The 26111-nt window shown below is 63.1% G+C and carries 22 protein-coding genes; 12 read left to right on the top strand and 10 right to left on the bottom strand.

Going from position 1 to position 26111, the window contains the following annotated elements; all coding sequences use genetic code 11:
• The first annotated feature begins 26 nt into the window (after window positions 1-26).
• The 5 genes from IEV88_RS14125 to IEV88_RS14105 all read left to right on the top strand — a co-directional run bounded on the left by IEV88_RS14125 (window position 27) and on the right by IEV88_RS14105 (window position 4743).
• Window positions 27-500 carry a CC0125/CC1285 family lipoprotein gene (locus IEV88_RS14125; protein ID WP_188157825.1) on the top strand — a complete coding sequence of 158 codons (474 nt, stop codon included), beginning with the start codon at window positions 27-29 and terminating at the stop codon, window positions 498-500.
• A gap of 144 nt (window positions 501-644) precedes the next feature.
• Complete coding sequence (locus IEV88_RS14120; RefSeq protein ID WP_188157826.1) at window positions 645-2036, top strand: circularly permuted type 2 ATP-grasp protein; 1392 nt, start codon at window positions 645-647, stop codon at window positions 2034-2036.
• A 4-nt stretch (window positions 2037-2040) separates the two neighbouring features.
• A complete protein-coding gene (locus IEV88_RS14115; protein WP_188157827.1) occupies window positions 2041-2970 on the top strand; it encodes an alpha-E domain-containing protein in 930 nt (309 codons plus the stop codon).
• A 14-nt stretch (window positions 2971-2984) separates the two neighbouring features.
• Window positions 2985-3905, top strand: coding sequence for a transglutaminase family protein (locus tag IEV88_RS14110; protein WP_188157828.1), 921 nt, complete (start codon window positions 2985-2987; stop codon window positions 3903-3905).
• Between the two features lie 91 nt (window positions 3906-3996).
• Window positions 3997-4743: a proteasome-type protease gene (locus IEV88_RS14105; RefSeq protein WP_188157829.1), complete on the top strand. Its 747-nt coding sequence runs from the start codon at window positions 3997-3999 to the stop codon at window positions 4741-4743.
• A gap of 110 nt (window positions 4744-4853) precedes the next feature.
• On the opposite strand, the gene IEV88_RS14100 is transcribed toward IEV88_RS14105, so the two are convergent.
• The gene (locus IEV88_RS14100) at window positions 4854-7391 is read right to left on the bottom strand and encodes a valine--tRNA ligase (protein WP_188157830.1); all 2538 of its coding nucleotides are present in this window, start codon (window positions 7389-7391) and stop codon (window positions 4854-4856) included.
• A gap of 187 nt (window positions 7392-7578) precedes the next feature.
• Between IEV88_RS14100 and IEV88_RS14095 the strand changes: the two genes are divergently transcribed.
• Together IEV88_RS14095 and IEV88_RS14090 are read left to right on the top strand one after the other, a co-directional pair.
• Entirely contained in the window at window positions 7579-8694 is a 1116-nt protein-coding gene (locus IEV88_RS14095) for a Glu/Leu/Phe/Val family dehydrogenase (RefSeq protein ID WP_206711149.1), read from the top strand.
• An 833-nt stretch (window positions 8695-9527) separates the two neighbouring features.
• Window positions 9528-11021 carry an SLC13 family permease gene (locus IEV88_RS14090; RefSeq protein WP_188157831.1) on the top strand — a complete coding sequence of 498 codons (1494 nt, stop codon included), beginning with the start codon at window positions 9528-9530 and terminating at the stop codon, window positions 11019-11021.
• 124 nt (window positions 11022-11145) lie between these two features.
• Here the strand turns inward: IEV88_RS14090 and IEV88_RS14085 are convergent, their stop codons facing one another.
• The 8 genes from IEV88_RS14085 to IEV88_RS14050 all read right to left on the bottom strand — a co-directional run bounded on the left by IEV88_RS14085 (window position 11146) and on the right by IEV88_RS14050 (window position 19359).
• Complete coding sequence (locus IEV88_RS14085) at window positions 11146-12084, bottom strand: 5-oxoprolinase subunit C family protein (protein WP_188157832.1); 939 nt, start codon at window positions 12082-12084, stop codon at window positions 11146-11148.
• Window positions 12084-12773, bottom strand: coding sequence for a 5-oxoprolinase subunit PxpB (pxpB, locus tag IEV88_RS14080; RefSeq protein WP_188157833.1), 690 nt, complete (start codon window positions 12771-12773; stop codon window positions 12084-12086). Before pxpB ends, IEV88_RS14085 begins: the two co-directional genes overlap by 1 nt.
• The gene (locus IEV88_RS14075; protein WP_188157834.1) at window positions 12770-13567 is read right to left on the bottom strand and encodes a 5-oxoprolinase subunit PxpA; all 798 of its coding nucleotides are present in this window, start codon (window positions 13565-13567) and stop codon (window positions 12770-12772) included. Before IEV88_RS14075 ends, pxpB begins: the two co-directional genes overlap by 4 nt.
• A 19-nt stretch (window positions 13568-13586) precedes the next feature.
• Window positions 13587-14840 carry an Nramp family divalent metal transporter gene (locus tag IEV88_RS14070; RefSeq protein WP_188157835.1) on the bottom strand — a complete coding sequence of 418 codons (1254 nt, stop codon included), beginning with the start codon at window positions 14838-14840 and terminating at the stop codon, window positions 13587-13589.
• On the bottom strand, window positions 14824-15909 hold the full coding sequence (locus IEV88_RS14065; RefSeq protein ID WP_188159165.1) for a DUF2891 domain-containing protein: 1086 nt from the start codon (window positions 15907-15909) through the stop codon (window positions 14824-14826). The genes IEV88_RS14070 and IEV88_RS14065 overlap by 17 nt, the downstream gene beginning before the upstream one ends.
• Before the next feature lie 149 nt (window positions 15910-16058).
• On the bottom strand, window positions 16059-16982 hold the full coding sequence (gene egtD / locus IEV88_RS14060) for an L-histidine N(alpha)-methyltransferase (protein ID WP_206711151.1): 924 nt from the start codon (window positions 16980-16982) through the stop codon (window positions 16059-16061).
• Window positions 16983-17031: 49 nt separating this feature from the next.
• Complete coding sequence (egtB, locus tag IEV88_RS14055) at window positions 17032-18309, bottom strand: ergothioneine biosynthesis protein EgtB (protein WP_229731480.1); 1278 nt, start codon at window positions 18307-18309, stop codon at window positions 17032-17034.
• A gap of 51 nt (window positions 18310-18360) precedes the next feature.
• Entirely contained in the window at window positions 18361-19359 is a 999-nt protein-coding gene (locus IEV88_RS14050; RefSeq protein ID WP_188157837.1) for a GDP-mannose 4,6-dehydratase, read from the bottom strand.
• A gap of 127 nt (window positions 19360-19486) precedes the next feature.
• Between IEV88_RS14050 and IEV88_RS14045 the strand changes: the two genes are divergently transcribed.
• From IEV88_RS14045 to IEV88_RS14025, 5 genes are all read left to right on the top strand, one after another.
• The gene (locus IEV88_RS14045) at window positions 19487-20104 is read left to right on the top strand and encodes a nicotinate-nucleotide adenylyltransferase (RefSeq protein WP_188157838.1); all 618 of its coding nucleotides are present in this window, start codon (window positions 19487-19489) and stop codon (window positions 20102-20104) included.
• 138 nt (window positions 20105-20242) lie between these two features.
• Entirely contained in the window at window positions 20243-20722 is a 480-nt protein-coding gene (gene rsfS / locus IEV88_RS14040; protein WP_188157839.1) for a ribosome silencing factor, read from the top strand.
• A gap of 30 nt (window positions 20723-20752) precedes the next feature.
• Complete coding sequence (gene rlmH / locus IEV88_RS14035; protein WP_188157840.1) at window positions 20753-21247, top strand: 23S rRNA (pseudouridine(1915)-N(3))-methyltransferase RlmH; 495 nt, start codon at window positions 20753-20755, stop codon at window positions 21245-21247.
• Between the two features lie 57 nt (window positions 21248-21304).
• A complete protein-coding gene (locus tag IEV88_RS14030) occupies window positions 21305-22555 on the top strand; it encodes a murein hydrolase activator EnvC family protein (protein WP_188481233.1) in 1251 nt (416 codons plus the stop codon).
• 133 nt (window positions 22556-22688) lie between these two features.
• On the top strand, window positions 22689-24098 hold the full coding sequence (locus IEV88_RS14025; protein ID WP_188157842.1) for a S41 family peptidase: 1410 nt from the start codon (window positions 22689-22691) through the stop codon (window positions 24096-24098).
• 70 nt (window positions 24099-24168) lie between these two features.
• On the opposite strand, the gene IEV88_RS14020 is transcribed toward IEV88_RS14025, so the two are convergent.
• Complete coding sequence (locus tag IEV88_RS14020) at window positions 24169-25884, bottom strand: AMP-binding protein (protein ID WP_229731479.1); 1716 nt, start codon at window positions 25882-25884, stop codon at window positions 24169-24171.
• Window positions 25885-26111 lie beyond the last annotated feature (227 nt).

The following is a 26111-nucleotide window of genomic DNA, read 5'->3' as shown; positions in this document are numbered from 1 at the left end:
ATAGAGACCATGGGAGGAAGGGTTTTATGAAATATCTGTTCCTTTTTACTGCAATGGCTGCCCTCGCCGCCTGCGCAACACCGGTGCCGATATATCAGCCGGCACAGACAGAAAATGCGCTCGGCTATCGCGACTACCCGATCGAGTCGAACCGCTACCGCATCAGCTATCGCTCCTCGTCGGAAGAAGCGGCAGACCGTTTTGCCTTGCGCCGCGCCGCGCAGCTGACGGCGAACAATGGCTATGACTGGTTCGAAATCGTCAACCGCAGCGCGGAGATGAACACCAATGCCAGTTCCGGTTCCCGCGTCAGCATTGGCGGCGGCACCGGGTCCTATGGCAGCGGCGTCTCGCTCGGCGGCGGCATCGGCCTGGGCCTCGGCACGGCCTCCAGCGGTAACACGCTGGTCCGGCTGGAAGTGGTGATGGGCGCCGGCCCGCGGCCCGACCGTCCGAACACTTATGAGGCCGACGCCGTGCTTGCAAACATCTCGGGATAAACAGCCGGAAAAACTGGAAGTCATTGATTTGGCAATAATTTGATGCTGTACTGCAACAAGATTTGGCAGATTCTGCCACCCTCGTCAGGACAGCGACGAGACCGTAAACAAGGGGATTAAGCCATAACGGCATTTTTTGATGAAATGGGTGATCCGGCGGGGCCAAGACGGCCCTATCGAAATGTCGCGCGCTGGATCGAGAAAACCGGCATCGACCTTCTCAACATGCGCCGCGAAGAGGCGGAAGCGATCTTCCGGCGTATCGGCATCACCTTCGCCGTCTATGGCGAGGGCGGCGACCCGGAACGGCTGATCCCGTTCGACATGATCCCGCGCATCTTTTCCGCCGCCGAATGGCGCCGCGTCTCCGCCGGGGTCAAGCAGCGCGCCCGTGCTCTCAATGCGTTCCTCTACGACATCTATCATCGCGGCGAGATCATCCGTGCCGGGATCATCCCCGAGCACCTGATCTACCAGAACGAAGCCTTCCTGCCGGAGATGGTCGGCGTCGAGCCGCCCGGCCGCGTCTATAGCCATATCGTCGGCGTCGATATCGTGCGCACCGATGCGGAGGATTTCCTCGTCCTCGAAGACAATTGCCGCACCCCGTCCGGCGTTTCCTACATGCTCGAGAACCGGGAGATCATGATGCGCATGTTCCCGGAGCTGTTCGCCCGGTCCAATGTCGCCCCGGTCGACACCTATCCCGACGAGCTGAAAAAGAGCCTCGCCGAAGTCGCCCCGCCGGCCTGCAAGGGTGATCCGTGCATTGCCCTGCTGACCCCCGGGCCGTTCAACAGTGCCTATTACGAACATTCCTATCTCGCCGACCTGATGGGGATTGAGCTGGTCGAGCCGGGCGATCTCTTCGTCGACGAGGGGAAAGTCTGGATGCGGACGACCCGCGGCCCGCAGCGGCTCGATGTCATCTATCGCCGCATTGACGACGACTATATCGACCCGCTCGCCTTCCGCTCGGATTCCATGCTCGGTGTGCAGGGCCTGTTCAACGCCTATCGTGCGGGCAATGTGACGCTGTGTTCCGCACCCGGCGCCGGCATCGCCGATGACAAGGCGATCTATATCTTCGTACCGGACATGGTGCGCTTCTATCTCGGCGAGGAGCCGATCCTGAAAAACGTCCAGACCTGGCGCTGCGCCCTCGACGATGACCGCGCCTATGTGCTCGACAATCTCAAGGACCTGGTCGTCAAGGAAGTCCACGGCTCGGGCGGCTATGGCATGCTGGTCGGCCCTAAGGCCACGAAAGAGGAGCGCAGGGTCTATGCCGAACGCATCAAGGCGGACCCGGACAATTTCATCGCTCAGCCGACGCTGAACCTGTCGACCTCGCCCACGCTGGGGGAGGAAGGACTGAGCGGTCGCCATGTCGATTTCCGTCCCTATTGCCTGGTCGGTGCCGATACGCGCCTCGTGCCCGGCGGCCTGACCCGCGTCGCCCTGACCAAGGGATCGCTCGTGGTCAACTCGTCCCAGGGCGGCGGCGTCAAAGATACATGGGTCCTGTCGGAATAGAATGATGCTCAGCCGTACCGCAAACAACCTTTTCTGGCTTGCCCGCTATATGGAGCGGGCCGAAGCGACTGCCCGCCTGATCGAGATGGGCCAGCGCATGGCGCTATTGCCGGGACCGAAGGAATCCAACGAATGGCGCTCGGTCATGATGGCCGCCGGCGCTGTCGATGCCGTCGATGGCGACAAGGCCGTCAGCGAGGCGCGCGTCGTCAAGACACTTCTTCTGTCTGCTGATAATCCGACCTCCGTGCGCTACTGCATGGAGCGCGCCCGCGCCAATGCCCGCGCAGTGCGCACCTCCCTGACCCAGCAGCAATGGGAAACGCTCAATGATGGCTGGCGCCGCTTCGAAAAGATGACGACCAGCGAGGCGCGCAAGAATCTCGGCGACCATCTCGACTGGGTCAAGACCCGCACCGCCACCTTCCGCGGCGCGACCGAAGGCTTCATGCTGCGCAATGACCGCTACGACTTCCTGCATCTGGGCGGCTATATCGAGCGCGCCAACATGACCCTGCGGCTGCTCGACGTGAAATACTACGTGCTGCTGCCGGAAACCGAGGTCGTCGGCGGCGGGCGCGACCATTACCAGTGGCGCTCGATCCTGCTCGCCCTGTCCGGCCACCGCGCCTATCACCACAATTATGCCGGCGACTACAGCCCGTGGAAGATCACCGACTTCCTCGTCCTGTCGCCGCGTTTCCCCCGCTCCCTGAAGTTCTGCTATGGCGGCATACGCCTGCATCTTGATCGGCTGGCGGAGCATTATGGCGAGCGCCACGAGTGCTGCAAGACCGCCGACGAGATGCTCGAACGCCTCAACACCAAGGACCTCGGCGAGATTTTCCAGTCCGGCCTGCACGAATTCATCATGGGCGCCATCGGCACCACCTACCGGCTGTCGGACGAGATTTCCGACGCCTATCATTTCTGAGACAGGAGACAGCGATGGAACACCGCATCCGGCATCTTTCCACCTACTCCTACGACCCTGCCGCCCTGCGCATCGCGCTGCGCCTGAAGCTCTTCCCGGTCGATCATGAGGGCCAGCAGGTCGAAAGCTGGAAAGTGACCGTCAATGACGAGGAGGTCAGTCCGCTTGTCTTCTCCGATCTTGGCGACCGCGAGGCGTTATGGAGCTCCCACGAGGCGATCGACCGCCTCGACATCGTCGCCGAGGGCAAGATCGTCACCCGCGATACCGCCGGTGTGGTGCGCGGGCTTCCCGGCAATGCGCCGCCCGGCATCTTTCGGCGCGTCACGGATCTGACCGAAGCCGACAAGGCAATCCGTGCCCTGATCGCCGATGCCCGGCAGGACGATAGACTGGCCATGCTGCACGGCTTGATGGGCCAGATTAATGAGCGTGTCACCTATCTGACCGGCTCGACCAGCGCATCGACCAGTGCCGCCGACGCGCTGAAGAGCGGCAAGGGCGTCTGCCAGGACCATGCCCACCTCTTCATCGCCGCCTGCCGCGCAGCAGACATCCCCGCCCGCTACATCACCGGCTATCTCAAGCCCGATGCGGACAGCGATATCGAGGCGCCTGCAGCGGCACTTCAAGCCCAGGGCCAAAGCCAAAGTCAGAGTCAGAGTCAGGGTAGCGACAAGAGCGACGGCCAGAGCCAGAGCCAGTCCCAGGAAAGCGGCCCCCTGCTGGAAACCCATGCCTGGGGCGAGGCGTGGATCGACGGGATCGGCTGGATCGGCTTCGACCCGTCGAACAATGTCTGCCCGACGGAGAACTATGTGCGCCTGTGTTCCGGCCTTGATGCCGTCGGCGCCGCGCCCATCCGTGGCAATGTCCTCGGGGAAACGAAGGAATCGCTCGAAGTTTCCGTAGCGATTGGCCAGTCGCAGCAGTAGTATCCGGCTCTGCCGGGCGATTCGCCATTCGCCCGAAACAAACAGAGACTGGGCGCAGCCGGGCAGGCTGCAGCGAAAAGGAACAGGACCAGTGACTTATTGTGTTGCGTTGAGGCTGGATGAAGGCCTCGTCATGCTGTCCGACACCCGCACCAATGCCGGGGTCGACAATATCGCCCGATACCGGAAGATGTTCACCTGGGAGACGACGGGCGAGCGCGTCATCTGCCTGATGTGCTCCGGCAATCTCTCGATCACCCAGGGGGTGATCACCCGCATCGACCGCGACCTGAAAAAGGCGGCGAAAGGCGAGAGCGTCGAGACGATCCTCAATGTCGATTCCCTGTTCCGGGTTGCCCAGATCATCGGTGACCACATGCGCGACATGCAGGACCTGCACCGCGAGACGCTTCAGGCCCAGGGCGAGGCGGCGGACGCCACCATCATCCTGACCGGCCAGCGTGCCGGCGGGATGCAGCGCCTGTTCCTGATCTATTCGGCCGGCAATTTCATCGAGGCGACGGAAGACACGCCCTATTTCCAGATCGGCGAGCACAAATATGGCAAGCCGATCCTCGACCGGGTCATCACCCCGGCAACGCCGATGAGCGAGGCGCTCAACGCCGTGCTCGTGTCGATGGATTCGACGATCCGCTCCAACCTCTCGGTCGGCATGCCGCTCGACCTGTCGATCATCCGTACAGACACCTATACCTTCGCCGTCAACCGCCGCATCGAGACCGATGACGAGACCTATGCGGAGCTGTCCCGGCAATGGTCCGACGCCGTGCGCAACGCCTTCCACGCCCTGCCGCCCGCGCCGTATCTGGAGATGTAGAGCTGTCTTTTCGCAATTGCGCTGGCGCAAGCAAGTAGGGTGTATGGAGCGAAGCGCAATACACCGTTTCCGATGATGGCTTATCGGTGCATTACGCTTCGCTCCAAACCCTACTCCTCGACAACCGTATAACTCAACGTCAGGCCGTCGCGATTTGTTTCCGTGCCCGTCCCGCCATCGACCTTGATGCTCCGTGCCCGGAGGGCTGACTTCAGCGTGTCGGCGTTTGCCTCGATCGCCTCCTTCATGTGGGCGACCTCGCCTTCCAGATGCACGGTCAGCACGTCGATCCCGGTCGAGAACGGGATCTTGTCGCGGGTGCGCATGAAGCGCCAGGCCTCGATCACGGCGAGAAGCGATTTCATCGTCTCGCCCGCCACCGCGTCCTCGCGGCCCTGCTTTTCCGGCCAGGACGATTTGTGCAGCGATGCGCCGCCTTCGTCAGCCGCATAGAACTTCTGGTACAGCTCCTCGGTGATGAACGGCACATAGGGCGCAAACAGGGCGAGGACGGTGCGCAGCACCTCGACCAGCGTGTCCTGCGCCGCCTTCTGGCTCGTCTCGCCGAACACCTCCGGCTTGCGCAGGCGTTCCTTGACGATCTCCAGATAGTTATCACACAGAGTGTTCCAGAAATACTTGTCCAGCGCCTCGCGGCCGATGGCATAGTCATAACCCTCGAAGCCGCGCGTCACATCGCCGATCAGCTTGTCCAGCCCGGACAGAACCCAGCGATCCTCGACGGCGCGGTCCGCCAGCGGCACTTTCGCCGCGTCCCTGTCATAGCCTTCCAGATACATCTCGATCAGGCGGGCGACGTTCCACATCTTGATGACCAGCTTGCGGCCGACCTTCACGTCCTTCTCGTGATAGCGCAGGTCCGAGCCGAGCCGCGCGCCCGCCGCCCAGTAGCGCAGCGCATCGGCGCCATATTCGCGGATGACCGAATGCGGATCATAGCGGTTATAGCCGTTCTCGTCGGTGAATTTTTCGAGATCGCGCTTGGAAATCTTCTTGCCCTGCTCGTTCAGGCCCCAGCCGGAAATCATCGCCTGTTGCCACGGCAGGGTTGCCGCATGCAGATCGGATTTGACGACCGAATAGAACAACCATGTCCGGATGATCTCGAACGCCTGCACGCGAAGCGACAGCGGGAAATCGCAGCCCATGCGGCCTTGCGTTCCGGCCCAGTTGGCATTGATCTGCGCACTGACGGACGACGTCATCCACGTGTCCATCACGTCCGGCTCGCCAACAATGGTCATGCCGGCATATTTCTCCTGCGCCCATTGCGGCGGCGCGTCCTCGGTCGGATCGACCGGCAAATCGGCCTCGTCGGCGAGGATGACGTCGCCAGTCTCCTGCACATACCAGACCGGGAACGGCACGCCATAGAAGCGCTGGCGCGAAATGTTCCAGTCATATTTCAGCCCCTCGATCCACTGATCGAGGCGGATCTTCATGTGCTCGGGGAACCAGTTCAGCTCGGCCGAGCGCTTCAGGAACTGCTCTTTCTTGTCGAGCACCTTGATGAACCATTGCGGCACCATGGCAAACTCGACCGGCTGGCCGGAGCGCTCGCCGACCGACACCGCCTGATCGACGCGTCTCTGGTCACGGATGAAACCGGCCTCGTCGAGGTCCTGCACGATGGCCTTGCGCGCGCCGCCGATATCCATGCCTTCATACTTGCCGGCCAGCGCGGTCATCTTGCCGTCGCGGCCAATCACCAGCCGCGTATCGAGCTTGTCGATGCGCCATTTCTTCACGTCCTCGCCATCGCCAAAGGTACAGCACATCATCAGGCCGGTGCCGAATTCCGGGTCGACATCCTCCGACGTCTTCAGCGGCACGTCATAGTCGAATATCGGCACGCTTGCACTCTTGCCCGCCAGCGGCTTGTAACGCTCATCGTCCGGGTGATGATACAGCGCAACGCAGCCCGGGATCAGTTCGGGCCGCGTCGTCGAGATCACCATGTCGTTCCCGTCCGGGTCCCTGAACGCGATATCGAACAGCTGGCCCTTGCGGTCCATCACCTCCAGGTCGGCCTGCGCCAGCGCGGTGTCATAGACCGTGTCCCACAGCACCGGATCGTCAGAGCGCACCACTTCGCCCTTCTTGTACAGGTCGATGAAGCTCAGCTGCGAGGTGCGCCGGCAATGCTCGTCAATCGTCGAATAGCGCAGGCGCCAGTCGATCGACAGGCCGAGATCGCGCCACATCTCCTCATAGGCGACCGCGCCCTTGGCCGTCTCTTCCATGCACAGGGCGCGGAAATCGGCGCGCGAAATCGTCTTCTTGTTGACCTTGTGGGTCTGCTCGACAAAGCGCTCGGTCGGCAGGCCATTATCGTCAAAGCCCATCGGATAGAAGATCTCGTGCCCGGTCATGCGCTTGTAGCGGACGAGGAACTCGGCCTGTGAATAGCTCATGGCGTGGCCGACATGCAGATGCGCGGCGGAGACATAGGGCGGCGGCGTGTCGACGGAGAATTGTGGCTTGCCCGAGTCCGGGTCGTATTTATAGACGCCCTCCGCCTCCCAGAAATCGCGGATGCGCCGCTCCATCTCTGCATGGTCAAGGGCTTCGGGTTTCTTCGTCGTCTCGCTCATCGTGTCGCCTATCTGCGCCGGTCCGGTGGTCATTTCTGCTGGAAAGCCAAGCCTATACCGGCATTATCAGGCCCTCTCAAGGGTTATAAGGCGCTGATCGCCCCCCGGCCCGCGCAAGGATCGAACAATGCGCCTCACCGCGTTGACACAAACGCGCTAATTGCGCCTCCCGTCGCGCGCCCCATTCACCCCGGCGGCCAAACGGCCTATGTGCTACACCATGATGACCGACCTCAAGGACACGCGCACCATGGTTTCCAACCACCTGTTCGACAGTAGCTCTTTCGATGCCCATGAGCGCGTGATCAGCGTCTATGACGAGGCCTCCGGCCTGAAAGCCATCATCGCGCTGCATTCCACGGCGCTGGGCCCCGCCGCCGGCGGCACGCGCATGTATCCTTACGCCACCGCCGAAGACGCCTTCCGCGACGTGCTGCGCCTGTCGCGCGGCATGAGCTACAAGAACGCCATGGCCGGCCTGCCGCTCGGCGGCGGCAAGGCGGTGATCATCGGCGACCCGAAGACCGGCAAGAGCGAGGCTGCCTTGCGTGCCTTTGGCCGCGCGGTGAACGAGCTCGCCGGGCGCTATTACACGGCGGAGGACATGAACATCTCCGTCCATGACATCGAGACCATGGCGCAGGAAACGCCTTTCGTGGCAGGCCGTGAAAACTCCCCCGCCCCGTCCGGCGACCCGTCGCCCGTCACCGCGCGCGGCATCCATCTCGGCATCAAGACCTGCCTCGAACAGAAATTCGGCTCCTCCCAGGTCGCCGGACGGCGCATCGCCATTCTCGGCGTCGGCAAGGTCGGCGGCGCGCTCGCCCGTCACCTCGCCTCCGAAGACGCCGAGCTGATCATCGCCGACGCCAATGCCGATGCCGCCCATGAACTCGCCGAGAAGACCGGCGCGAAAATCGTCTCCATCGGCCGCATCTTCGACGAGGAGTGTGACGTGTTCTCGCCCAATGCGGTCGGCGGCATTCTCGACGAGATCAATATCGAACGGCTCAACACCGCGATCATCGCCGGCGGCGCCAACAACCAGCTCGCCACCACGGCGCTGGGCAAGCGCATTCACGATCGCGGTATTCTGTATGCGCCCGATTACGTCATCAATGGCGGCGGCATCATCAATGTCTATGCCGAGATCCGCGTGCTCCAGGGCAAGGCCGAGAGCTATGACCGCGACTGGGTCGAGGCCAAGCTGGCAAAGATGAACGCCAATCTCGCCCACGTCCTCGAAATCTCCCAGCGCGACGGCCGCCCCAGCCACGAAGTCGCCGACGCAGAAGCAAGAGCGATTATTGCAGGCACGAGCGAGCTGGTGGTTTAGGGCTGGCACCCTGGCCTCACATCAGCGATGGCCCTTAGGCATGGACTTATCCCCGCCCCTCTGCACCCTGATAGTATGCCCCCATGCCGCGATGAGGATTGCGGTTGAGGTGCCTGTTTCCTGCTGACCTGAGCGGGGGCCGGCATATCAGGTTTCGGATGGCCGAGGTTTCGTTCGCGGGACTGGTGAGGGTGTGCACAGCTTTGCATCGTCCGTCCGAGCGGCGTCCCGGGGTAGCCCCCGGGCGGGAGAGCTATGCACTTTGGCCCCGCATCGATCGCCGCCGTGTGTAGCGAGAGCTATGCCAGTCATTATTATTTGTTTGAGGCAATGGCCGCTACACACGGGCCCCCTCATACTTTCAACACCGCGAGCGTTGCTTGCCGGTGCGCTCGATGCTGCCTCTCTCGTCATCCCGGCCAAGCGCACCGCGAGCCGGGACCCCGAGGCGACCTGCAACTTATCCAGTGAATCATTTGCAGCGCCGAATGCCAGAAGCCTTGCCGCTGCTGTACCAAGCCGCCTCACCGTCTCTGGAAAATAGGTTCCGGGTTCACCGTGACGGGTGCCCTGGAATGACAAGAAAGGATGATTTTGGTGAGAAAGTCTAGCGCTTGCCTCGCCGAGGATTTAGTGAAGGCTTGGTGAGCCATCGTTTTACCGGTGACGATCAGTCAAGGGTGGAACCGCTTCGCGGCGGCGCAGCCGCCCTTGACAGATCGGCACCGGTGAAACACCCCCCGCACGGATCCCATGGCGGCACCCGCCGCCGATTTCCTTGACTAACCTTGCGCAGCCACGGAACATCTCCCCCAAAAAAGGGAAACGCAGCCATGGACACCGACCGCACCATCGGCAACGCGACCGGCTCTGCCGCCATTCGCCCGGCCCAGCGCATCGGCCTGATCGCAGGCGCGGTCCTGTTCGTCGCCATGCTGATCATCGGCGCGCCGGACGGGCTGTCGCGCGACGCCTGGATCGTCGCGTCGCTGACGGTGCTGATGGCGACATGGTGGGTGACCGAGGCGATCCCGATCCCGGCGACAGCGCTGCTGCCGCTCGTCATCCTGCCGCTGTCAGGCGTCATGCCGATCGAGATGGCGGCGATCCCCTATGCCCACCGCGTCGTGCTGTTGCTGATGGGCGGGTTCATCATCGCCAAATCGGTGGAGCGCTGGAACCTGCATTCGCGTATCGCGCTGAACATCGTGCTGCGCGCGGGCAACAGCAGGGCCGGGCTGATCGCCGGCTTCATGGCCGCCTCCGCGCTGCTGTCGATGTGGATCTCCAACACCGCGACCACGATCATGCTCGCCCCCATCGCCCTGTCGGTCGCCAACTCTCTCGGGGCGGATGATGAAGACACAACACCCTTCGCTATCGCCATATTGCTGGCGGTCGCCTGGTCGGCCTCGATCGGCGGGCTCGGCACACCCATCGGCACGCCGACCAATCTGATTGTCATAAGCTATCTGGAACAGGAATTTGGCCTGATCATCACATTCGACCGCTGGATGATGATCGGCCTGCCGGTCGTTGCGCTGCTGCTGCCTGCCTGCTGGCTGGTGCTGACCCGCTGGGGCGTGAAACTGCCGCGCGGCACGGGCAAGGCCGGGCAGGCGATCATCCGGCAAAAGCGCGACGCGCTCGGGCCGATCACGACGCCGGAAGTGCGTGTACTGATCACCTTCGGTGCCATTGCCAGCCTGTGGATGTTCGGGCGGCCGCTCTCGGCGCTGGAGATCGCCGGCGTGACGCCCTTTGCGGGGCTGGACGACTATGTCACAGCGATCCTCGGGGCGGTTGTCCTGTTCCTGATTCCGTCCGGCAGCCAGACGGAAAAAGGCGCGCGCCTGCTCGACTGGGAAACCGCGGTGCAGATCCCTTGGGGAGTCGTCCTCCTGTTCGGTGGCGGGCTGGCGCTGGCCGCCGCGATCTCCGCCACCGGCCTTGCCGGCTGGCTCGGCGGGCAGATGAGCGGCGTCACCGCCCTGCCGCTGATCCTCGTCATGCTGGCCATGGTCGTCTTCGTCATCTTCGCGACCGAGCTGACCTCCAATGTCGCGACCGCGTCGGCGCTGTTGCCGGTGATCGGCGCGATTGCGGCAGGCGGTGACATGAACCCGCTGCTGCTCGCCGCCCCCGTCGGCATGGCGGCGAGCTGTGCCTTCATGCTGCCGATCGCGACCGGGCCGAACGCCATCGTCTTTGCCTCCGGCAAGATTCCCATCGCGCGCATGGCGATGATCGGCTTCAAGCTGAACGTGCTTGCCATCGCGATCATCACGCTGGTCGTCTGGCTGGTGGCACCGCTGATTTTCGGATGATCCTTCGTGGGCTGCTGCGCGTTGATTGGTTCCACACCCAATCAACCCTCAGGATGAGGCGAGAAACCAAAGCCCTCATCCTGAGGTGCTTTCGCCAGAAAGCCGCGAAGGACGAGGGCGTTAGCTAAAAGATATCCTCGCCGAACAGTTCTGCATATAGACTGTTCTTCTCGCGCAAAATCTGGGTTGCCTCCTCCGGCTCCACGGCCATGAAGCGCACCGTGTCGCCGGGCTTGATCTGGCCCGTCAGATGCCGGTCGGCGCGGATCACCTGGGCAAGGCGCGGATAGCCGCCGGTCGTCTGGGCGTCGGCCATCAACAGGTAAGGCTTGCCCGAGGGCGGGCATTGCACCGTCCCCGGAAAGACCGGCCCGGACTGCATCCGCGCTGCTTCACCCAGGGTCAGGACCGGCTTGTCCAGCTCAGCCCCCTGACGGCTCGCCCTTTGGCTGGCGCGGAAGGCTTCCGTGAACAGCGTATCGCGCGAGGCCTTGTCGAGCAGGCCCGCCTCCGGTCCCGGCACGGCACGCAACACCCAGCCCTTGTTGAGGAAGGGATGAAACTTCTGAGGCGCAACGCGCTTGTCCGGCTCCTCCCGGCCGACGGTGGCGATCACATCGCCATCGGCCAGCATCCGGCCCTGATGCCCGCCGAAGCCGCCGGACGCGTACGTCGAGGCCGAGCCAAAAATCTTGTCCCCCTGCAGAGCGTCCGAGACAGCGAGATAGATCCGGCACCCGGCCTGCACCGCGCCGATCTCCAGCACATCACCCGGATTGGCGCGATGCTGCTCATACATCGCCACCGGCTGGCCGTTGAGGGTGATGTCGGCCCGGCCACCGGCCAGCGCGAAGGCCATGCGCGCCTCGAAGGTCATCGCGGCGCCAGTCAGGGTGATCTCCACCGCCGTCGCGCCGGTCGCCTTGCCAACGAGCCAGTTGGCGAGCGCCAGTGACAGGCAATCCATCGCCCCGCCCGGCGGCACGCCGAGATGGGCAACACCGCGGCGCCCCGCATCCTGCAGGCTGGTCGCCAGCCCGGCCCTGTCGATGCGCAGCGCCATCAGCCCGCCTCCGCCAGCCGGGCGAACTCGGCTTCGTCAATGGCGCGAAAGCGGACCTGTTGGCCCGCCTTCAACAGAAAGGGTTCATCGCGGCCCGGATCGAACAGGGTCAGCGGCGTGCGCCCGATCAGCGGCCAGCCGCCCGGCCCGGCCAGCGAATAGAGGCAGGTCTGCCGTCCGGCAATGCCGATCGAGCCAGCCTCGACCCGGCGGCGCGGTTCAGGCAGCCGGTCGATGGCCAATGCCGCCGGCGTCTGGCCGCAATAGGCAAAGCCGGGCGCAAAGCCCATCATCTGTACAAGGAATGACTCCCCGCTGTGCAGCGCGATCAGCTCATCCGGCGACAGGCCCAGCCTGTCCGCACTCACCTCGAGGTCCGGCCCATAATCGCCGCCGTAACAGACGGGAATGTCGGTCACTTTATCCCCGCATACATCAGCAGGGCGTATCATCCCGGCAATGGTCCTGAAGCGCGCCAAGGCATCATTCGGGTTTTCGCATAATGGATCGAACCGCACGCACAGCTCGGCAAGGCCCGGCACGATATCCAGCCAGTCGCCCTCGTCGCGCAGGCGCGAGGCTGCCGCCTGCAACGCGGCGCTCAGCGCGACCGGGTCGGGCGCATCATAGCGGGCGATGAGCCAGTCATCGCCGCCATGGCTGATCTTTCCTGCGGTGAAATCCGTCAATCCCGCATCCCGTCCTGCAAGTCAGCATTGGGCGGGCAGATGGTGAAGCCCTGCTCGCTCAGCGCCTGGCGCACCGCCCGTGCCGTCGCCAGCGCGCCCGGGCTGTCGCCATGCAGGCACAGCGTCTGGGCGTTCAGCGTTATCGTGTTGCCATCACAGGTCGTGACCGGCTTGCCGGCAGCAATCGCCAGCGCCTGGGTGAGACGGTCATGATCATCCTTGATCACCGCCCCCGATTGATCGCGCGGCTGCAACCGGCCACCGGCGGTATAGCGCCGGTCGACAAAGGCCTCACCGACGAAAGCCAGGCCGGCTTCTTCCGCAGCCTGTTTCGCGGCGCTGTCAGCCAGGCCGACCAGTGCCAGCGGGCGGCCATTGGCCGAGGAGGTGTCTTTCACCACCCCGACTACCAGCCGGGCAAGGTCGAGGTCATCGGCAATATGATTGTAGAGCGCGCCGTGGGGCTTGACATGAGCCAGGCTGACATCGAGATCGCGCGCGATGGCCAGCAGATCGCGCACCTGCTGAATCAGCGAGACATGCAGCGCATCCGGTTGGATCCCGAGCGCGCGGCGGCCGAAGCCCTCGCGGTCAGGATAGGAAGGGTGCGCCCCGCACCTGACGCCGGCTTCCCTCGCTGATTTCAGCGTCTCGCGCATGGTCAGCTCATCGCCCGTATGGCCGCCACAGGCGATGTTGCAGCTGCTGACACAGCCGAGAATCTCGCGCTCCATCTGCTGCTGCGCGCCATCCTGATATTCGCCAAGATCGGCGTTGAGGTCGATTGCTCTCATGCTATCCCGTCAGTACAATTTATCCCATCAGGACCCGGAGGATCAATCTCAGCCCGAGGCCAACCGAGACGAGAACAACGAGACCGCCCAGAAGGTTCGTGACAAGGCCATTGGTATGGACGCCGAGAAGCTTCTTCCGGTTCATCGTGACCAGCAGGAAAATGGCGATGATTGGCAAGAGCAGCCCGTTGGCAAGCTGGGCGAAGACGATGACATTCACCGGCTTGATACCGAAAAAGCCGACGACCGCGCCGATGATGATGACCGTCAGCGCGACCAGGCGGAAGCCGCTGCCGGAGACGCCGCCCTTCCAGCCGAAGATTTCGGAGACCGCATAGCCTGTCGCCATCGGCGCGGTGATCGCCGAGGTCAGCCCCGCCGCGAACAGGCCGGCAGCCATGAACACCTGTGCAAGGGGGCCGAAGACAGGCTCCAGTTGCTGCGCCATGTCGCCCGCCGTTTCCACCTCGAGCCCGGTCGCAAACAGGCCCGAGGCGGCGGTCGACACGATCAGGATCGAGATCAGGCCGCCAAAGCCGATGGAGATGCCGACATCGGCCCGCGCCGCGCCGAGACTCGTTGGATCGGCCCAGCGCTCGCGCGACGCGGCCGCGTGCAGGAACAGATTATAGGGCACGATGGTCGTTCCGATCAGCGCCACCGCCGTCAGCAGGCTGCCATCCGGCACGGAGGGCTTCATCCCGGAAAGGATCGCGCCGAGATCGGGCCGGACGATCACCGCCGTCGCGACGAAGCAGACCGCCATGACCAGGACCAGGCCGATCAGCACCCGTTCGATCCGCTTATAGTGCCCGCTGACGAGCAGCACCGCGGCGACAAGGGCGATGGCGACGATCGTGATCTCGAACGGGATCTGCTTGTCATCGAGCGCGGCCTGCACGCCCAGCGCGGCGCCGGACAAATTGCCCGCCTCATAGGCGGCATTCCCGACGAACAGGGCCGAAAGGACCAGCCCGGCCATGAGCCAGCGCAGCACCGGATTGTCGGTCATCGTCATCAGCGCCGTGCCGAGGCCCTGGCGCGAAACGACGCCAAGACGCGCCGCCATCTCCTGCAGGATGATGGTGGCAACGGTGGCGAATACCAGCGCCCAGATCAGCGCATAGCCGAAATTGGCACCAGCCAGAGTACAGGCGGTAACGGTTCCCGGTCCGATGAACGCCGCCGTGACCAGGGCCCCGGGCCCGAGCAGACTGCGGTTCTTCTTGCCGGATTGCTCCGCAGGCGGCGCTTCTTCAATCCTGTCGCTCATTATCGTCCCCCTTGATACCCCGCCGCGTCACCAGATAGGTGGCGAAGCTGGCAAGCCAGTGGCTGCCTTCATAATGGTCCGCACTGACAGAGGCGATCCCTGCCTCGCGGTGAATCTCCGCTGCGGCGATCAGCGCCGGGATACGCGCATCACCCTGTGGCAGCGCCGCAGCGATGCCCTCCAGCGCCCAGGCGCGCGACAGGTTGACCCCGTCGAGATGGACGAGCTTGCCATCGGCCGGATCGAGGACGATGCCGGGTTCCAGCCAGCCGCCGGACCCGTCGAACGGGATCTGCGGCAGGAACGCATCGAGCCAGCTTGCATAGGCCTCGCCCTCGATCACCCGGCGCATCAGGTCAGCCTCCATCAGGCAGGGCGAGAGGAAATCCTCCCCCGATGGCTCATAGGCGAGCGGGCAGTTGACGTCCTTTTCGTGAAATTCCATCGACTTGCGGCGCACCAGTGCGGCGACATCGTCATTGCCCGTCGCATCGGCCCAGTCAAGGAACAGGCCGAAGGCGAAGGCGGACTGGTTGTGGGTGCCAAGGCGGATCGGATAGGCGAGCTTGGGCAGCCAGTCGGTGATCCGCGCGACCACCGCCTCTTCCAGCGGCGCCAGCGTATCGGCCCATTCGCGTGCTTTCGGATCGTCCCATTCGCGCAGCTCGGTCATCAATTGCAGGAACCAGGCAAGGCCGTAGGGCCGCTCGAAACTGGCGCGGCCCTCGCCGCCGAAATAGGCGACTTCGCCGGCGATGTTTTCCGGGGTGAAGCTCTGGTCCAGCGCAGCGACGATCTCGTCGCGCAGCGCCGTGTCAGGATAGGTCCGCAGCACACGGGTCAGCAGCCAGTGGCCGTGAACGGAGGAATGCCAGTCGAAACAGCCATAGAAGGCGGGATAAAGCTCCCGCGGGGTCTTGGCATCCTCATCGCCCTGGAAGACATGGGCGATCTTGTTAGGAAATTCGCGATGGACGCAATCAAGCGCCAGCCGGGCGAAGCGTTCGGCCAATGGCTGGGCGAGAGCCTGGTCGAGTGTCCCTTCCGCTCCGGGCGCGTCCTCAGCCATGACCGGGCCCGCCAGGAAAAACCAGGCGGCCAGTCCGCTTGCCAGAATTGATCGCAGCACGCCTCATCCCTCCATCTCCTGCCCCGTCGTTCACGGGGAAGGGTAGGAACATTCCGCCGGAAAGACAATCGCAGCGGCGTGACGGGGGATCAGGCCTTGAGCAGGAAAACGCCAAACCAGTCGCGCGCGTCGGTCCAGACCCTGTCGACCGTCCAGCCGGCACCCTCGGCCATCTCCCGCATCGTCTCGGGCGTATATTTGTGGGAATTTTCGGTATGGATGTGCTCGCCGCTGGCAAAGTCGATCTCCTGCCCGGCAATATGCACGCTCTGGTCCTTGTCGGAGACAAGATGCATCTCGATGCGCGAACGCTCCTCGTTCCACACGGCTTCATGGTGGAAGGCGGCCTCGTCGAAATCGGCGCCAAGTTCCCGGTTGAACCGGGTCAGCAGATTGAGGTTGAAAGCCGCCGTGACGCCGTCACTGTCATCATAGGCGCGGCGCAGCACGTCGCGGTCCTTGACCAGGTCGGCGCAGACGAGGAAATAGGCACCGTCGCCCAGCGTCCGGTGCACGCGGGCGAGAAACTCGCCGGCCTTGCCGGCCTCGAAATTGCCGATGGTCGAACCGGGGAAGAAGCCGAGCCGCCGCTCCAGCCGGTTGAAGGCATCCGGCAGGGTCACAGGCTGGGTGAAGTCAGCCACGACAGGCGCGATGGCGAGATCAGGATAGGCCTCGCTCAATTCGGCGACCGCCTCTTCCATGAATTCGCCGGCAATATCGAGCGGCACATAGAGCTGCGGCTTGACCGCCTCGATCAGCAGGCGGGTCTTGACGCTGGCGCCCGAACCGTATTCGGCAACACCGCCGCCGGTACCGGTGATGTCAGCCAGGTCACCCATCATGGTACGGAAGATCGCCGCCTCGGTTCGCGTCGGGTAATAGTCCCGCGTCTGCGTGATATCCTCGAACAGTTGCGAGCCGGCTTGATCGTAGAGCCACTTGCTGGATATCCATTTGTCTTTCGCGGTCAGCCCTGACAGCACGTCCTGCGCGAAGGGGTCATCCGGCATGTCTTTCTTGCGAGCGGCCTGCATAGCTTAAGTCTTTCGTTTTTTCAGGTTACAGATCACGGGCAAGGCGCAGGCCGGAAAATTGCCAGCGCTTGTCCGGATGGAAGAAATTGCGATAGCTCCGGCGCACATGCCCGTCGGACGTGGCGCAGGAACCGCCGCGCAGCACCATCTGGCCGCTCATGAACTTGCCATTATACTCGCCGACGGCCCCACCGGCGGGCTTGAAGCCCGGATAGGGGGTGAACGGGCTGGATGTCCATTCCCAGACATCGCCATAGAGGCCGGTCAGGCCCTCATCCGTCTGGGGCTTGGGCCGCAATCGTCGGGACCCCGCGAAATTTCCCTCGACGGGAATCTCGGCCGCGGCGACTTCCCATTCCTGCTCGCTCGGCAGGCGGGCACCATCCCACTGGGCGGCCGCCCAGCTGGCAAAGGCATCGGCCTCGTAGAAGCTGATATGGCTGACCGGCGCGTCCGGGTCGACCGGCTGGAATCCGCGCAGGGTCATCAGCGACCAGCCATTGTCGGTCTCTTCCCAGTATAAAGGTGCGTTCCAGGCACGCTCGTTGACGATGGCCCAGCCATCGGACAACCACAGCATCGGGTTGCGGTAACCGCCATCCTCGATGAAAGCGGTCCACTCGCCACTGGTCACGGCGCGACCGGCGATCTCGAACGGGCGCACCAGCGCCTCGTGCTGAGGGCCTTCGCTGTCGAAGGCGAAACCCTCGCCGGCATGGCCGAGTTTCACGATGCCGCCATCGAAACGGTGCCAGGTCAGCCGCGGCTCGCTGGGCCGGGAAACCTCCATCGGCGACGGATTGCGGTAAGCCGGGCGGATCGGGTTCTGGGCGAACAGGTGCAGGATATCGGTCAGGAACAGCTCCTGGTGCTGTTCTTCGTGGTTCAGTCCAAGATAATACAGGTCTTCATAACCGGCGGGGTCGACCTGATCGATCAGCCGCTCCATCGCTTCATCGACATGGACGCGATAGGCCAGCACCTCGTCGAGCGCCGGCCGGGTGATCATGCCCCGGCGCGGGCGGGCATGGCGTTTGCCGACAGCCTCGTAATAGGAATTGAACAGGAAGTTATACCGCTCGTCGAAAACCTCGTAGCCGGGCAGCATCGGCTTTAGCAGGAAGGTCTCGAAGAACCAGCTGGTATGCGCGAGGTGCCACTTCGCCGGGCTTGCATCCTCCATCGACTGCACCGTCGCATCCGCATCGGACAAAGGGGCAGCATAGGACTGGGTTACAGCCCTGACGGACAGGTAATTCTCCTTGAGACAGGATGTCTTCGGCGCTGTCAGGTAGTCAGCCACAATATCTCCCTGAAGGGAGTCATGACAAATCTATCCCCTCGCTACAACCATCTATCGCGAAACAGTTTTCCGGCCAGCCTGTTCCCAGGTGCCGACATACCAATCGATAAAATTCGACAGGCCCTGCTCCAGTGTGATCTTCGGATCGTAACCGAGCTCCTTCCGTGCACGGCTGATGTCAGCCCATGTGCGCTTCACGTCGCCCTTCTGCATTTCCTCGAAGACTTTGACCGCCGCGGTGCCGAGTTTTTCCTCGATCATGGAGACCATGGTCATCAGCTCTTCCGGGCTGTCATTACCGAGATTGTAGACCCGGTGCGGCACGCCATCCGTGGTGATGACCGGCGAGTGGTCGAGCGCACGGATAACGCCGTCGACGATGTCATCGATATAGGTGAAGTCGCGGCCCATATCGCCCTTGTTGAAAATGCGCAGCGGCTGACCGGACGTTATCTTCTCGGTGAAAATCCAGTAGGCCATATCGGGACGGCCCCACGGGCCGTAGACGGTAAAGAAACGCAGGCCCGTCAGCGGTACGCGATAGAGATGGGCATAGGAGTTGGACAGCAATTCGTTGGATTTCTTCGTTGCACCATAAAAGGACACCGGATCGTCGGTCAGGTCGTCCTCGCTGAACGGTGTCTTGGTGTTGCCGCCATAAACCGATGACGAGGAGGCATAGACCATGTGCCTGATCTGGTTGCGGCGTGCGAGCTCCAGCATGTTGGCGTGGCCCTGGAGGTTGGACGACACGTAGACATCCGGATTTTCGATCGAATAGCGCACACCGGCCTGGGCGGCGAGGTGAACGATGCGGTCGATATGGGTCTTGGCAAACAGTGTCTTCAGGGCCTGGCGGTTGGCAATGTCGATCTTGTGGAAGGTGAACTTTTCATCGCCCATCAACTGTGACAGCCGCGCCTGTTTCAGGGAGACATCATAATAGCTGTTGAGATTGTCGATGCCGATGACGGTCTCGCCACGCGCCAGCAAGCATCTCGCCACGTGAGACCCGATGAAGCCCGCCGCGCCACTCAACAGAATTGCCATGCCCGTATCAGCCCTATTCTTTTCAATCAGACTATCCTAACCATGTCAGCTAATCAGGACAAAACCCTTTAAAATGCACTCTATATCCGCCTCGTGAGCCTGATATAAGCCTTTAACGCTTCGGAATATGCAAAAATCAAGCAACCTCCTGCACAATCTGCGCGTCGGCCTGCTCGGCGGCTCCTTCAACCCGCCCCATGCCGGTCACCGGCAGATCTCCCTGCAGGGCATGCGGCTGATGCGCCTCGACTTCGTGATATGGCTGGTCACCCCGGGCAATCCGCAGAAAAACGCCGGGGATTATGCCGATCTCGGCACCCGGATGACGGCTGCCAAGGCCTGTGCGGCCCATCCGCGCATCCTGATCAGCGACTTCGAGAGCGAGCACGGCCTGACGTATACTGCGGAAACGCTCGATTTGCTGACCAGCAAATACCCCTCGACCCGGTTCGTCTGGATGATGGGGGCCGACAACCTCAATTCCTTCCACACCTGGCGTGACTGGAAGCGTATCGCCGCAACCATGCCGATCGCCGTGTTCAACCGCCCCGGAAACCGCATCGCACCGCTGACATCGCCCGCCGCGCACGCGCTGGAGCGCTTTCGCGTTCCGGTCGAGCAGGCCGCGATCCTGCCCGACTGCGCGGCGCCCGCCTGGAGCTATTTTCCCGGCACGCTGAACCGCGAGAGCTCCACGCAGCTGCGCCAGACGCGACCGGACTGGCCCCGGTCCGTCGAAAAATAGCAGGAGTGCCGCGTCGAAGCCCGGCCGTGACATTCAGGTTACAAATCACATTCTTGAGCACTGACGGGTTTTTATGAGGGCCGACCGGTGTTATATCGTCGGGGCGGACAATAGTTGGGTCCGTGTTTCAAATGGAGGATGGCGCTGATTTCTCAGTCCAGTCAGGCGGCCCGCCCAGCGGCTCCCGCCTCGCATAACCCGGATGCTGCCGATGCAGCCATGGATGTGAACGCCGGTGTAACCGGCAAGGCCCTCGTGGATCTGATCCTGTCTCAGCTTGACGACGACAAGGCCGAAGACGTCACCACGATCGATCTTACAGGAAAATCTGACATTGCCGATGCGATGATTATCGCCTCCGGCCGCTCGCAGCGCCATGTCGGTGCGCTGGCGGACCATATTGCCCGTGAGTTGAAGGATGCCGGAAAGGGCACCCCGTCAATGGAGGGCCTGCCGGCCTGCGACTGGGTCCTGATCGATGCCGGCGATGTGATCGTGCATCTGTTCCGCCCGGAAGTTCGAGCCTTTTACAATCTCGAGCGTATCTGGTCGCCGGAAGCCCATGCCGACGCGGCAGCGGCGCGCGCCGTCACCGGGGCTCAATCGGGCGCTCATTAAGGCGCCGCCACGCACGGAAAAGAGACCGGGATGCGGATTGCCATCGGGGCTGTCGGCCAGTTGAAGCGCGGCCCCGAAGCCGACCTCATCTCGGATTATCTGACCCGCGCCAGCGGCCTCGGTCGCACGATGGGCCTCAAGGGGCCCGAAATCCAGGAATATGAAGCCGCCAAGGGTCTTGATGGTGCCCGCCGCATGGATGCAGAGGCTGATCTGCTGACCCGCCCTATCGCGCCGGGAGACAGGGTCTTCGTCCTCGACGAGCGCGGCAAGGCGCTGACCAGCCGCCAGATGGCCGGCGAAATCGAACGCAATCTCAATGACGGCGCCCCGGCGCTGTGGTGCCTGATCGGCGGCGCCGACGGTCATGGCGCGGCGGTGAACCAGCTGGTCAGCGACGGCCGGGCAAAGCGTCTCTCCTTCGGCCCGGCGACCTGGCCGCACATGCTGGTCCGGGTGATGCTGGCCGAGCAGCTCTATCGCGCCGTGACCATCCTTGCCGGCCACCCCTATCACCGCGACTGAAACCTAGCTTGCCGATTTGCCATCATCGAATGCTGGAGTGGCTGCCAGAATCCGGTAATGAGTACTGTGATGAACCAGCGCCTTTTCCTGTCATTACTGCTGACTGCCGCCCTCGCCGCGCCCGTGGCGAGCCCGCTCGGCGCGCAGCAGGAAGACCCGGACGAGCAGCAGCGCCGTCTTGACCAGATCGAGGAGCAACTGCAGTCGAACGAGCGCAATGCTGCCGAGATCCGCGACCTGACGCCGCAAAAGCGCGAGGAACTGGAAGCCCTGCGCACCCGCCTGATCGAGACCGCCGACAGCCTGCAGAAAGCCGAGACCCGCACCACCACCATCGAACAGCGCCTCGAAGAGCTGGAGGCTGAGGAGAAACAGGTCGGCGAAGAGCTGGAAGAGCAGCAGCGCGCGACCAGCGAGATCCTCGCGGCGCTGCAGTCCTTTGAACTGTCAAAGCCACCGGCCCTCGCCGTCTCGCCGCACGATGCGTCCCAGGCAGCCCGCGCCGCCATGGCCCTGTCCGGTATCGTCCCGGATCTGCAGAGCAGGGTGCAGGATCTCCGCGCCAACATGGAGCTGATCCTGTCGCTGCAGCAGGAAATGGCGGCAGAAAAGGACGCGCTGGAAGAATCCGAAGTCCAGCTCACCTCCCGCCGCAACGCGCTGGAGGACCTGCTCGACCGCAAGACCGCTGAATTCCGGGACGTCACGGATCGCATCAGCGCGTTGGAACGCGAAAACGACCGCCTCGCCCGCGAGGCAACCTCGATCCGCACTTTGCTCGACGATCTCGCCGAGGCGGCGCGCCGACGCGAGGAGGAAGCGGCGCTGGCCAATCTGCCAGAACCCGAACTGCCAGACGCCACGACCTTTGCAAGCCTGCCCGGCCTCGATATCTATAACGACCTGCCCGGGGCCTTCGCCGATGCGCGGGGGAAACTGCCCTATCCGGTTTCCGGCCGCGTGGTCGCGCCCTATGCCTCCGAAATGCCCAATGGCGGCACGCTGGAGGGCCTGAGGCTGGAAACCCGCGCCGGCGCGGTCGTCACCGCCCCGTTCAATGGTTCCGTCGTCTTCGCGCAGGAGACCTACGAGCTGGTCGGCAATGTCTTCATTCTCGATGTCGGCGGCGGCTACAAGATCGTGCTCGTCGGCATGGAACGGTTCGAGGCCGGTGTTGGCCAGTTCGTGCGCGCCGGTGAGCCTCTCGGCTATATGCCGGCCGACGGCAACCGCGCCATCCTCTATATGGAGATCCGCCGCAACGCAGAGCCGCAGAACCCGACGGCGTGGCTTCTCGATCGTGGTTAACCACAAATTTAACGGAAATTTTAGCCTCCGGACGGACTGTTGATCGATATGGCTCTTTGCAACACACTGCTGCCGTGTAAAAGTCATGGTTCCGAGGCAGGGTACCGGGCATAGAACAGCCAACAGGATGACAATGAAAGCTACCGACAGAAGAACCCGCAGGATAAACGAACAACGCGAGCCGAAAAAGGGTACCTCCCTCTCCGCGCTTGCCGCTGCCGCCCTTGCCGGCAGCGCGGTTACCACGGTGCTTCTGACGTCAGGCTTCGCCCGCTCGACCATATCTGCGGACACGTTCCGCCAGCTCGATCTCTTTGGCGAGGTCTTTGAGCAGGTTCATGAGAATTACGTTTCCGATCCGGACAACAAGATCATGATCGAGGGTGCCATTAACGGCATGCTTCAGAACCTCGATCCGCATTCCAGCTATCTGTCGGCTGACGATTACGAGAGCATGCAGGAACAGACCCGCGGGTCGTTCGCCGGCCTCGGCATTCAGGTCACCATGGACAATGACGGCCGCGGCAAGGGCCTTGTGCGCGTCGTCTCGCCCATCGACGATACCCCGGCGGCCCGCGCCGGGATCCAGACCAATGATCTGATCTACGAGATCGACGGCGAGGCCGTGTTCGGCATGACGCTGAACGAGGCGATCGAATTGATGAAGGGCCCGCGCGGCACGCCGGTCGACCTGAAGCTTCTGCGCGAAGAACGGGACGAGCCGGTCGAAGTGACTATCGTACGCGATATCGTCGAGGTCAGCCCCGTCTCCCATCGCATCGAACGCGAGCAATTCGGTTATCTGCGGCTGACGAACTTCACGGCCAAGACCGAAGAGAAAATGCTCCAGGCCATTGCCGAGATGGACGAGGAAATTCCGGGCGGCATGAAAGGCCTGATTATCGATGTGCGCTCCAATCCCGGCGGCCTTCTGGATCAGGCAGTCGCCGTGTCCGACGCCTTCCTCGAAGGCGGCGAGATCGTCTCCACCCGTGGCCGCCGTGCGAAGGACACCATGCGCGAGCTTGGCACGCCGGGCGATGTTCTGGCGGGCCGTCCGATCATCGTCCTGATCAATAATGGCTCCGCCTCGGCCTCTGAGATCGTCGCTGGCGCCCTGCAGGACCGCAACCGCGCGCTGGTGCTCGGCACCAAGAGCTTCGGCAAGGGGTCGGTCCAGACATTGCTGCCGCTGCAGAACGGCATGAACGGCGCGCTGCGCCTGACCACGGCGCGCTATTACACGCCGGCAGGCCGCTCGATCCAAGCCCTTGGCATCGTGCCGGACATCGCCATGCCGATTATTCGTCCGGACGAGGAAGATTCGCCTGGACGCCGCTTCGAGAGCGACCTCGACGGGGCGCTCGCAGCGGAAATCCGCGCCGGTCACGAGGAAGATACGGACGAGGACCTGTCCGTGCTCGTCGAGCCGATCGAATGCGCGGAGGGCGAGGACTGCCAGCTCAACAAAGCGCTGGACCTGCTCGACAACAATTCCCGCTTCTCCGAACTGCTGGCCGATGCCAGCCAGATCGAGCGCTAGACGCGAGAGATACCCACATGAAAAGGCTCCCTTCCGGGAGCCTTTTTTGTTGCCTGTCTTCAGGGGATGATCAGGCCTTCTCGTCTGTCGGGGCCATCTTCTTGCGCGCGATCGCTTCCAGCTGCATGTAGTCGACCTTGCCGGTACCAAGCACGGGAATGTCGTCGACGGAGATGATCTTCTTCGGCACGGCCAGTTCCGGCACGCCGTGGGATTGTGCCCATGACAGGAGCCGCGAGCGATCCGGGTCCTGGCATTCCGTCATCAGGATGATCTGCTCGCCCTTCTTGTCGTCGGGCAGCGCCACGGCCGCGTGAAGGAAATCCGGCCAGACAACGGAGGCACAGTTCTCGACCACCGCGAGGGACACCATCTCGCCGCCGAGCTTGGCGAAGCGCTTCACCCGCCCGCGGATCGACATATAGCCACCGCCATCGATGTGCACGATGTCGCCGGTATCGTGCCAGCCATCGGTCAGCGCCTCGATCTCCCCCGGCTTGTCATGCTTCAGATAGCCGAGCATGACATTGGGCCCACGCACCAGCAGGCGGCCGCCCTCGCTCATCCCCGAGACAGGCTCCAGCCGCGTCTCGATACCAGGCAGCAGCTTGCCGACCGTACCCGGGCGGATATCGCCTGGCTGGTTGGCGGCGACGACGGGCGCAGCCTCGGTCATGCCATAGCCCTCGATCACGTTGAACCCGAAGCGCGAACGGGCCAGCGCCCGCGTCTCGTCGCGCACATGTTCCGCCCCGCAAACAGCATAGCGCACGGTCGACAGCGCATCTTCGCGCGCCGAGCGGAGATAGCGATGCAGGAAGGTATCGGTCGCGAACACGATCGTTGCCTTGGTCTTGCGGATCACCTCCGGCACCAGTTTGACATGCAGCGGCGAGGGATAGGGAACGAGCTTCTTGCCGTCGAGCAGCGGAAACAGCGAGCCCGCCGTCAGGCCATAGCAATGGAAGATCGGCAGCGGGTTGAAGACGATGTCCCACTCTTCCAGCGAGACATGCTCCCTGATCTGCTCGACATTGGCGACGAGGTTCTGGTGCGAGAGGACGACACCCTTGGGCTGGCCCTCCGTCCCCGACGTAAACAGGATGACGCCCGGCGAATCCGGGCTGACAGGCCGGCGCATGATACCGGGAAAGCGTGGGCCGAGCACGGCCTGGGCCTTGTCCATCGCCGAGAGCTGTTCGCGCATGTCTTCCAGATACCAGATCGCGGCCTTGGCCTTCAATTCGTCGATCAGCCCGTGCAGCTCGGCAATTTCGATGAATTTGTGGGCGGTGATGACCTTTGAGATCTCGCCCGTGCGCAGGGCAGAGAACAGATTGCGCGTGCCGGCGGTGAAATTCAGCATCGCCGGGACGCGGCCATGCACCTGCACGGCGAGAAAAGCGATAATGCCGCCGGCGCTGGTCGGCATCATGATACCGACCTTTTCGCCACGCTTCGTATGGCGCCTGATCCAGCTGCCAAGGGCGAAAGCGCCGCGCAGCACATCGTCATAGGTCAGCTCGCGGCCTTCCGGCTCGACCATGGCGACATGCTTGCCGCCATAGCGGGCCCTGGTGCGCAGCAGCTTGGCGATCACTGTGGCGCGCGATTGCGCCCTGATCCGGCGCTGGCTTTTCTGCGCCTCGGCCTGTCGGCGCGTTTCCGCCGCTTCCTGTTCCTGCTTTTCCGCGTCGAGCGCCGCGCCGGGCTTTACCGGCGCCATGACGTCGTCTGCCGTCACCGTATCGGCTTTCTTCGCTGGTACCTGCGTGTCCTCTGCCATGGTTTGCTTTCCGTTTTCTGCCCGTTCACTGCCATATCCTTACCGATGTAGTGACGCGCGCGGCTGCTGGCAAAACTTTGTAAACAGGTGGACACTAGGGTCCTGCATGCGGTTCACATGGCTTGTTATACGCCGCGAAGCAGCTGAATGCACGTGGTAAAAGCAAGGTAAGTGCTTGATTGGCAAGGCCGGTTTGACGAGATGAGTTACACGGGAAGACATAGATC

The organism is Aquisalinus flavus (assembly GCF_014640095.1).
Classification (GTDB): Bacteria; Pseudomonadota; Alphaproteobacteria; order Caulobacterales; family Parvularculaceae; genus Aquisalinus; species Aquisalinus flavus.
Note: the sequence above shows the minus strand (reverse complement) of the source record. Positions and strands in the feature narration are given on the sequence as shown.

Excerpts from the sequence above, each read along its gene's own strand:
- IEV88_RS14125 (WP_188157825.1), top strand. The coding sequence starts at position 27 with ATGAAATATCTGTTCCTTTTTACTGCAATGGCTGCCCTCGCCGCCTGC.
- IEV88_RS14120 (WP_188157826.1), top strand. The coding sequence starts at position 645 with ATGGGTGATCCGGCGGGGCCAAGACGGCCCTATCGAAATGTCGCGCGC.
- IEV88_RS14115 (WP_188157827.1), top strand. The coding sequence starts at position 2,041 with ATGCTCAGCCGTACCGCAAACAACCTTTTCTGGCTTGCCCGCTATATG.
- IEV88_RS14110 (WP_188157828.1), top strand. The coding sequence starts at position 2,985 with ATGGAACACCGCATCCGGCATCTTTCCACCTACTCCTACGACCCTGCC.
- IEV88_RS14100 (WP_188157830.1), bottom strand. The coding sequence starts at position 7,391 with ATGACCACCGGACCGGCGCAGATAGGCGACACGATGAGCGAGACGACG.
- IEV88_RS14095 (WP_206711149.1), top strand. The coding sequence starts at position 7,579 with ATGATGACCGACCTCAAGGACACGCGCACCATGGTTTCCAACCACCTG.
- IEV88_RS14090 (WP_188157831.1), top strand. The coding sequence starts at position 9,528 with ATGGACACCGACCGCACCATCGGCAACGCGACCGGCTCTGCCGCCATT.
- IEV88_RS14085 (WP_188157832.1), bottom strand. The coding sequence starts at position 12,084 with ATGGCGCTGCGCATCGACAGGGCCGGGCTGGCGACCAGCCTGCAGGAT.
- IEV88_RS14075 (WP_188157834.1), bottom strand. The coding sequence starts at position 13,567 with ATGAGAGCAATCGACCTCAACGCCGATCTTGGCGAATATCAGGATGGC.
- IEV88_RS14070 (WP_188157835.1), bottom strand. The coding sequence starts at position 14,840 with ATGAGCGACAGGATTGAAGAAGCGCCGCCTGCGGAGCAATCCGGCAAG.
- IEV88_RS14065 (WP_188159165.1), bottom strand. The coding sequence starts at position 15,909 with ATGGCTGAGGACGCGCCCGGAGCGGAAGGGACACTCGACCAGGCTCTC.
- egtD (WP_206711151.1), bottom strand. The coding sequence starts at position 16,982 with ATGCCGGATGACCCCTTCGCGCAGGACGTGCTGTCAGGGCTGACCGCG.
- IEV88_RS14050 (WP_188157837.1), bottom strand. The coding sequence starts at position 19,359 with ATGGCAATTCTGTTGAGTGGCGCGGCGGGCTTCATCGGGTCTCACGTG.
- IEV88_RS14045 (WP_188157838.1), top strand. The coding sequence starts at position 19,487 with ATGCAAAAATCAAGCAACCTCCTGCACAATCTGCGCGTCGGCCTGCTC.
- rsfS (WP_188157839.1), top strand. The coding sequence starts at position 20,243 with ATGGCGCTGATTTCTCAGTCCAGTCAGGCGGCCCGCCCAGCGGCTCCC.
- rlmH (WP_188157840.1), top strand. The coding sequence starts at position 20,753 with ATGCGGATTGCCATCGGGGCTGTCGGCCAGTTGAAGCGCGGCCCCGAA.
- IEV88_RS14030 (WP_188481233.1), top strand. The coding sequence starts at position 21,305 with ATGAGTACTGTGATGAACCAGCGCCTTTTCCTGTCATTACTGCTGACT.
- IEV88_RS14025 (WP_188157842.1), top strand. The coding sequence starts at position 22,689 with ATGAAAGCTACCGACAGAAGAACCCGCAGGATAAACGAACAACGCGAG.
- IEV88_RS14020 (WP_229731479.1), bottom strand. The coding sequence starts at position 25,884 with ATGGCAGAGGACACGCAGGTACCAGCGAAGAAAGCCGATACGGTGACG.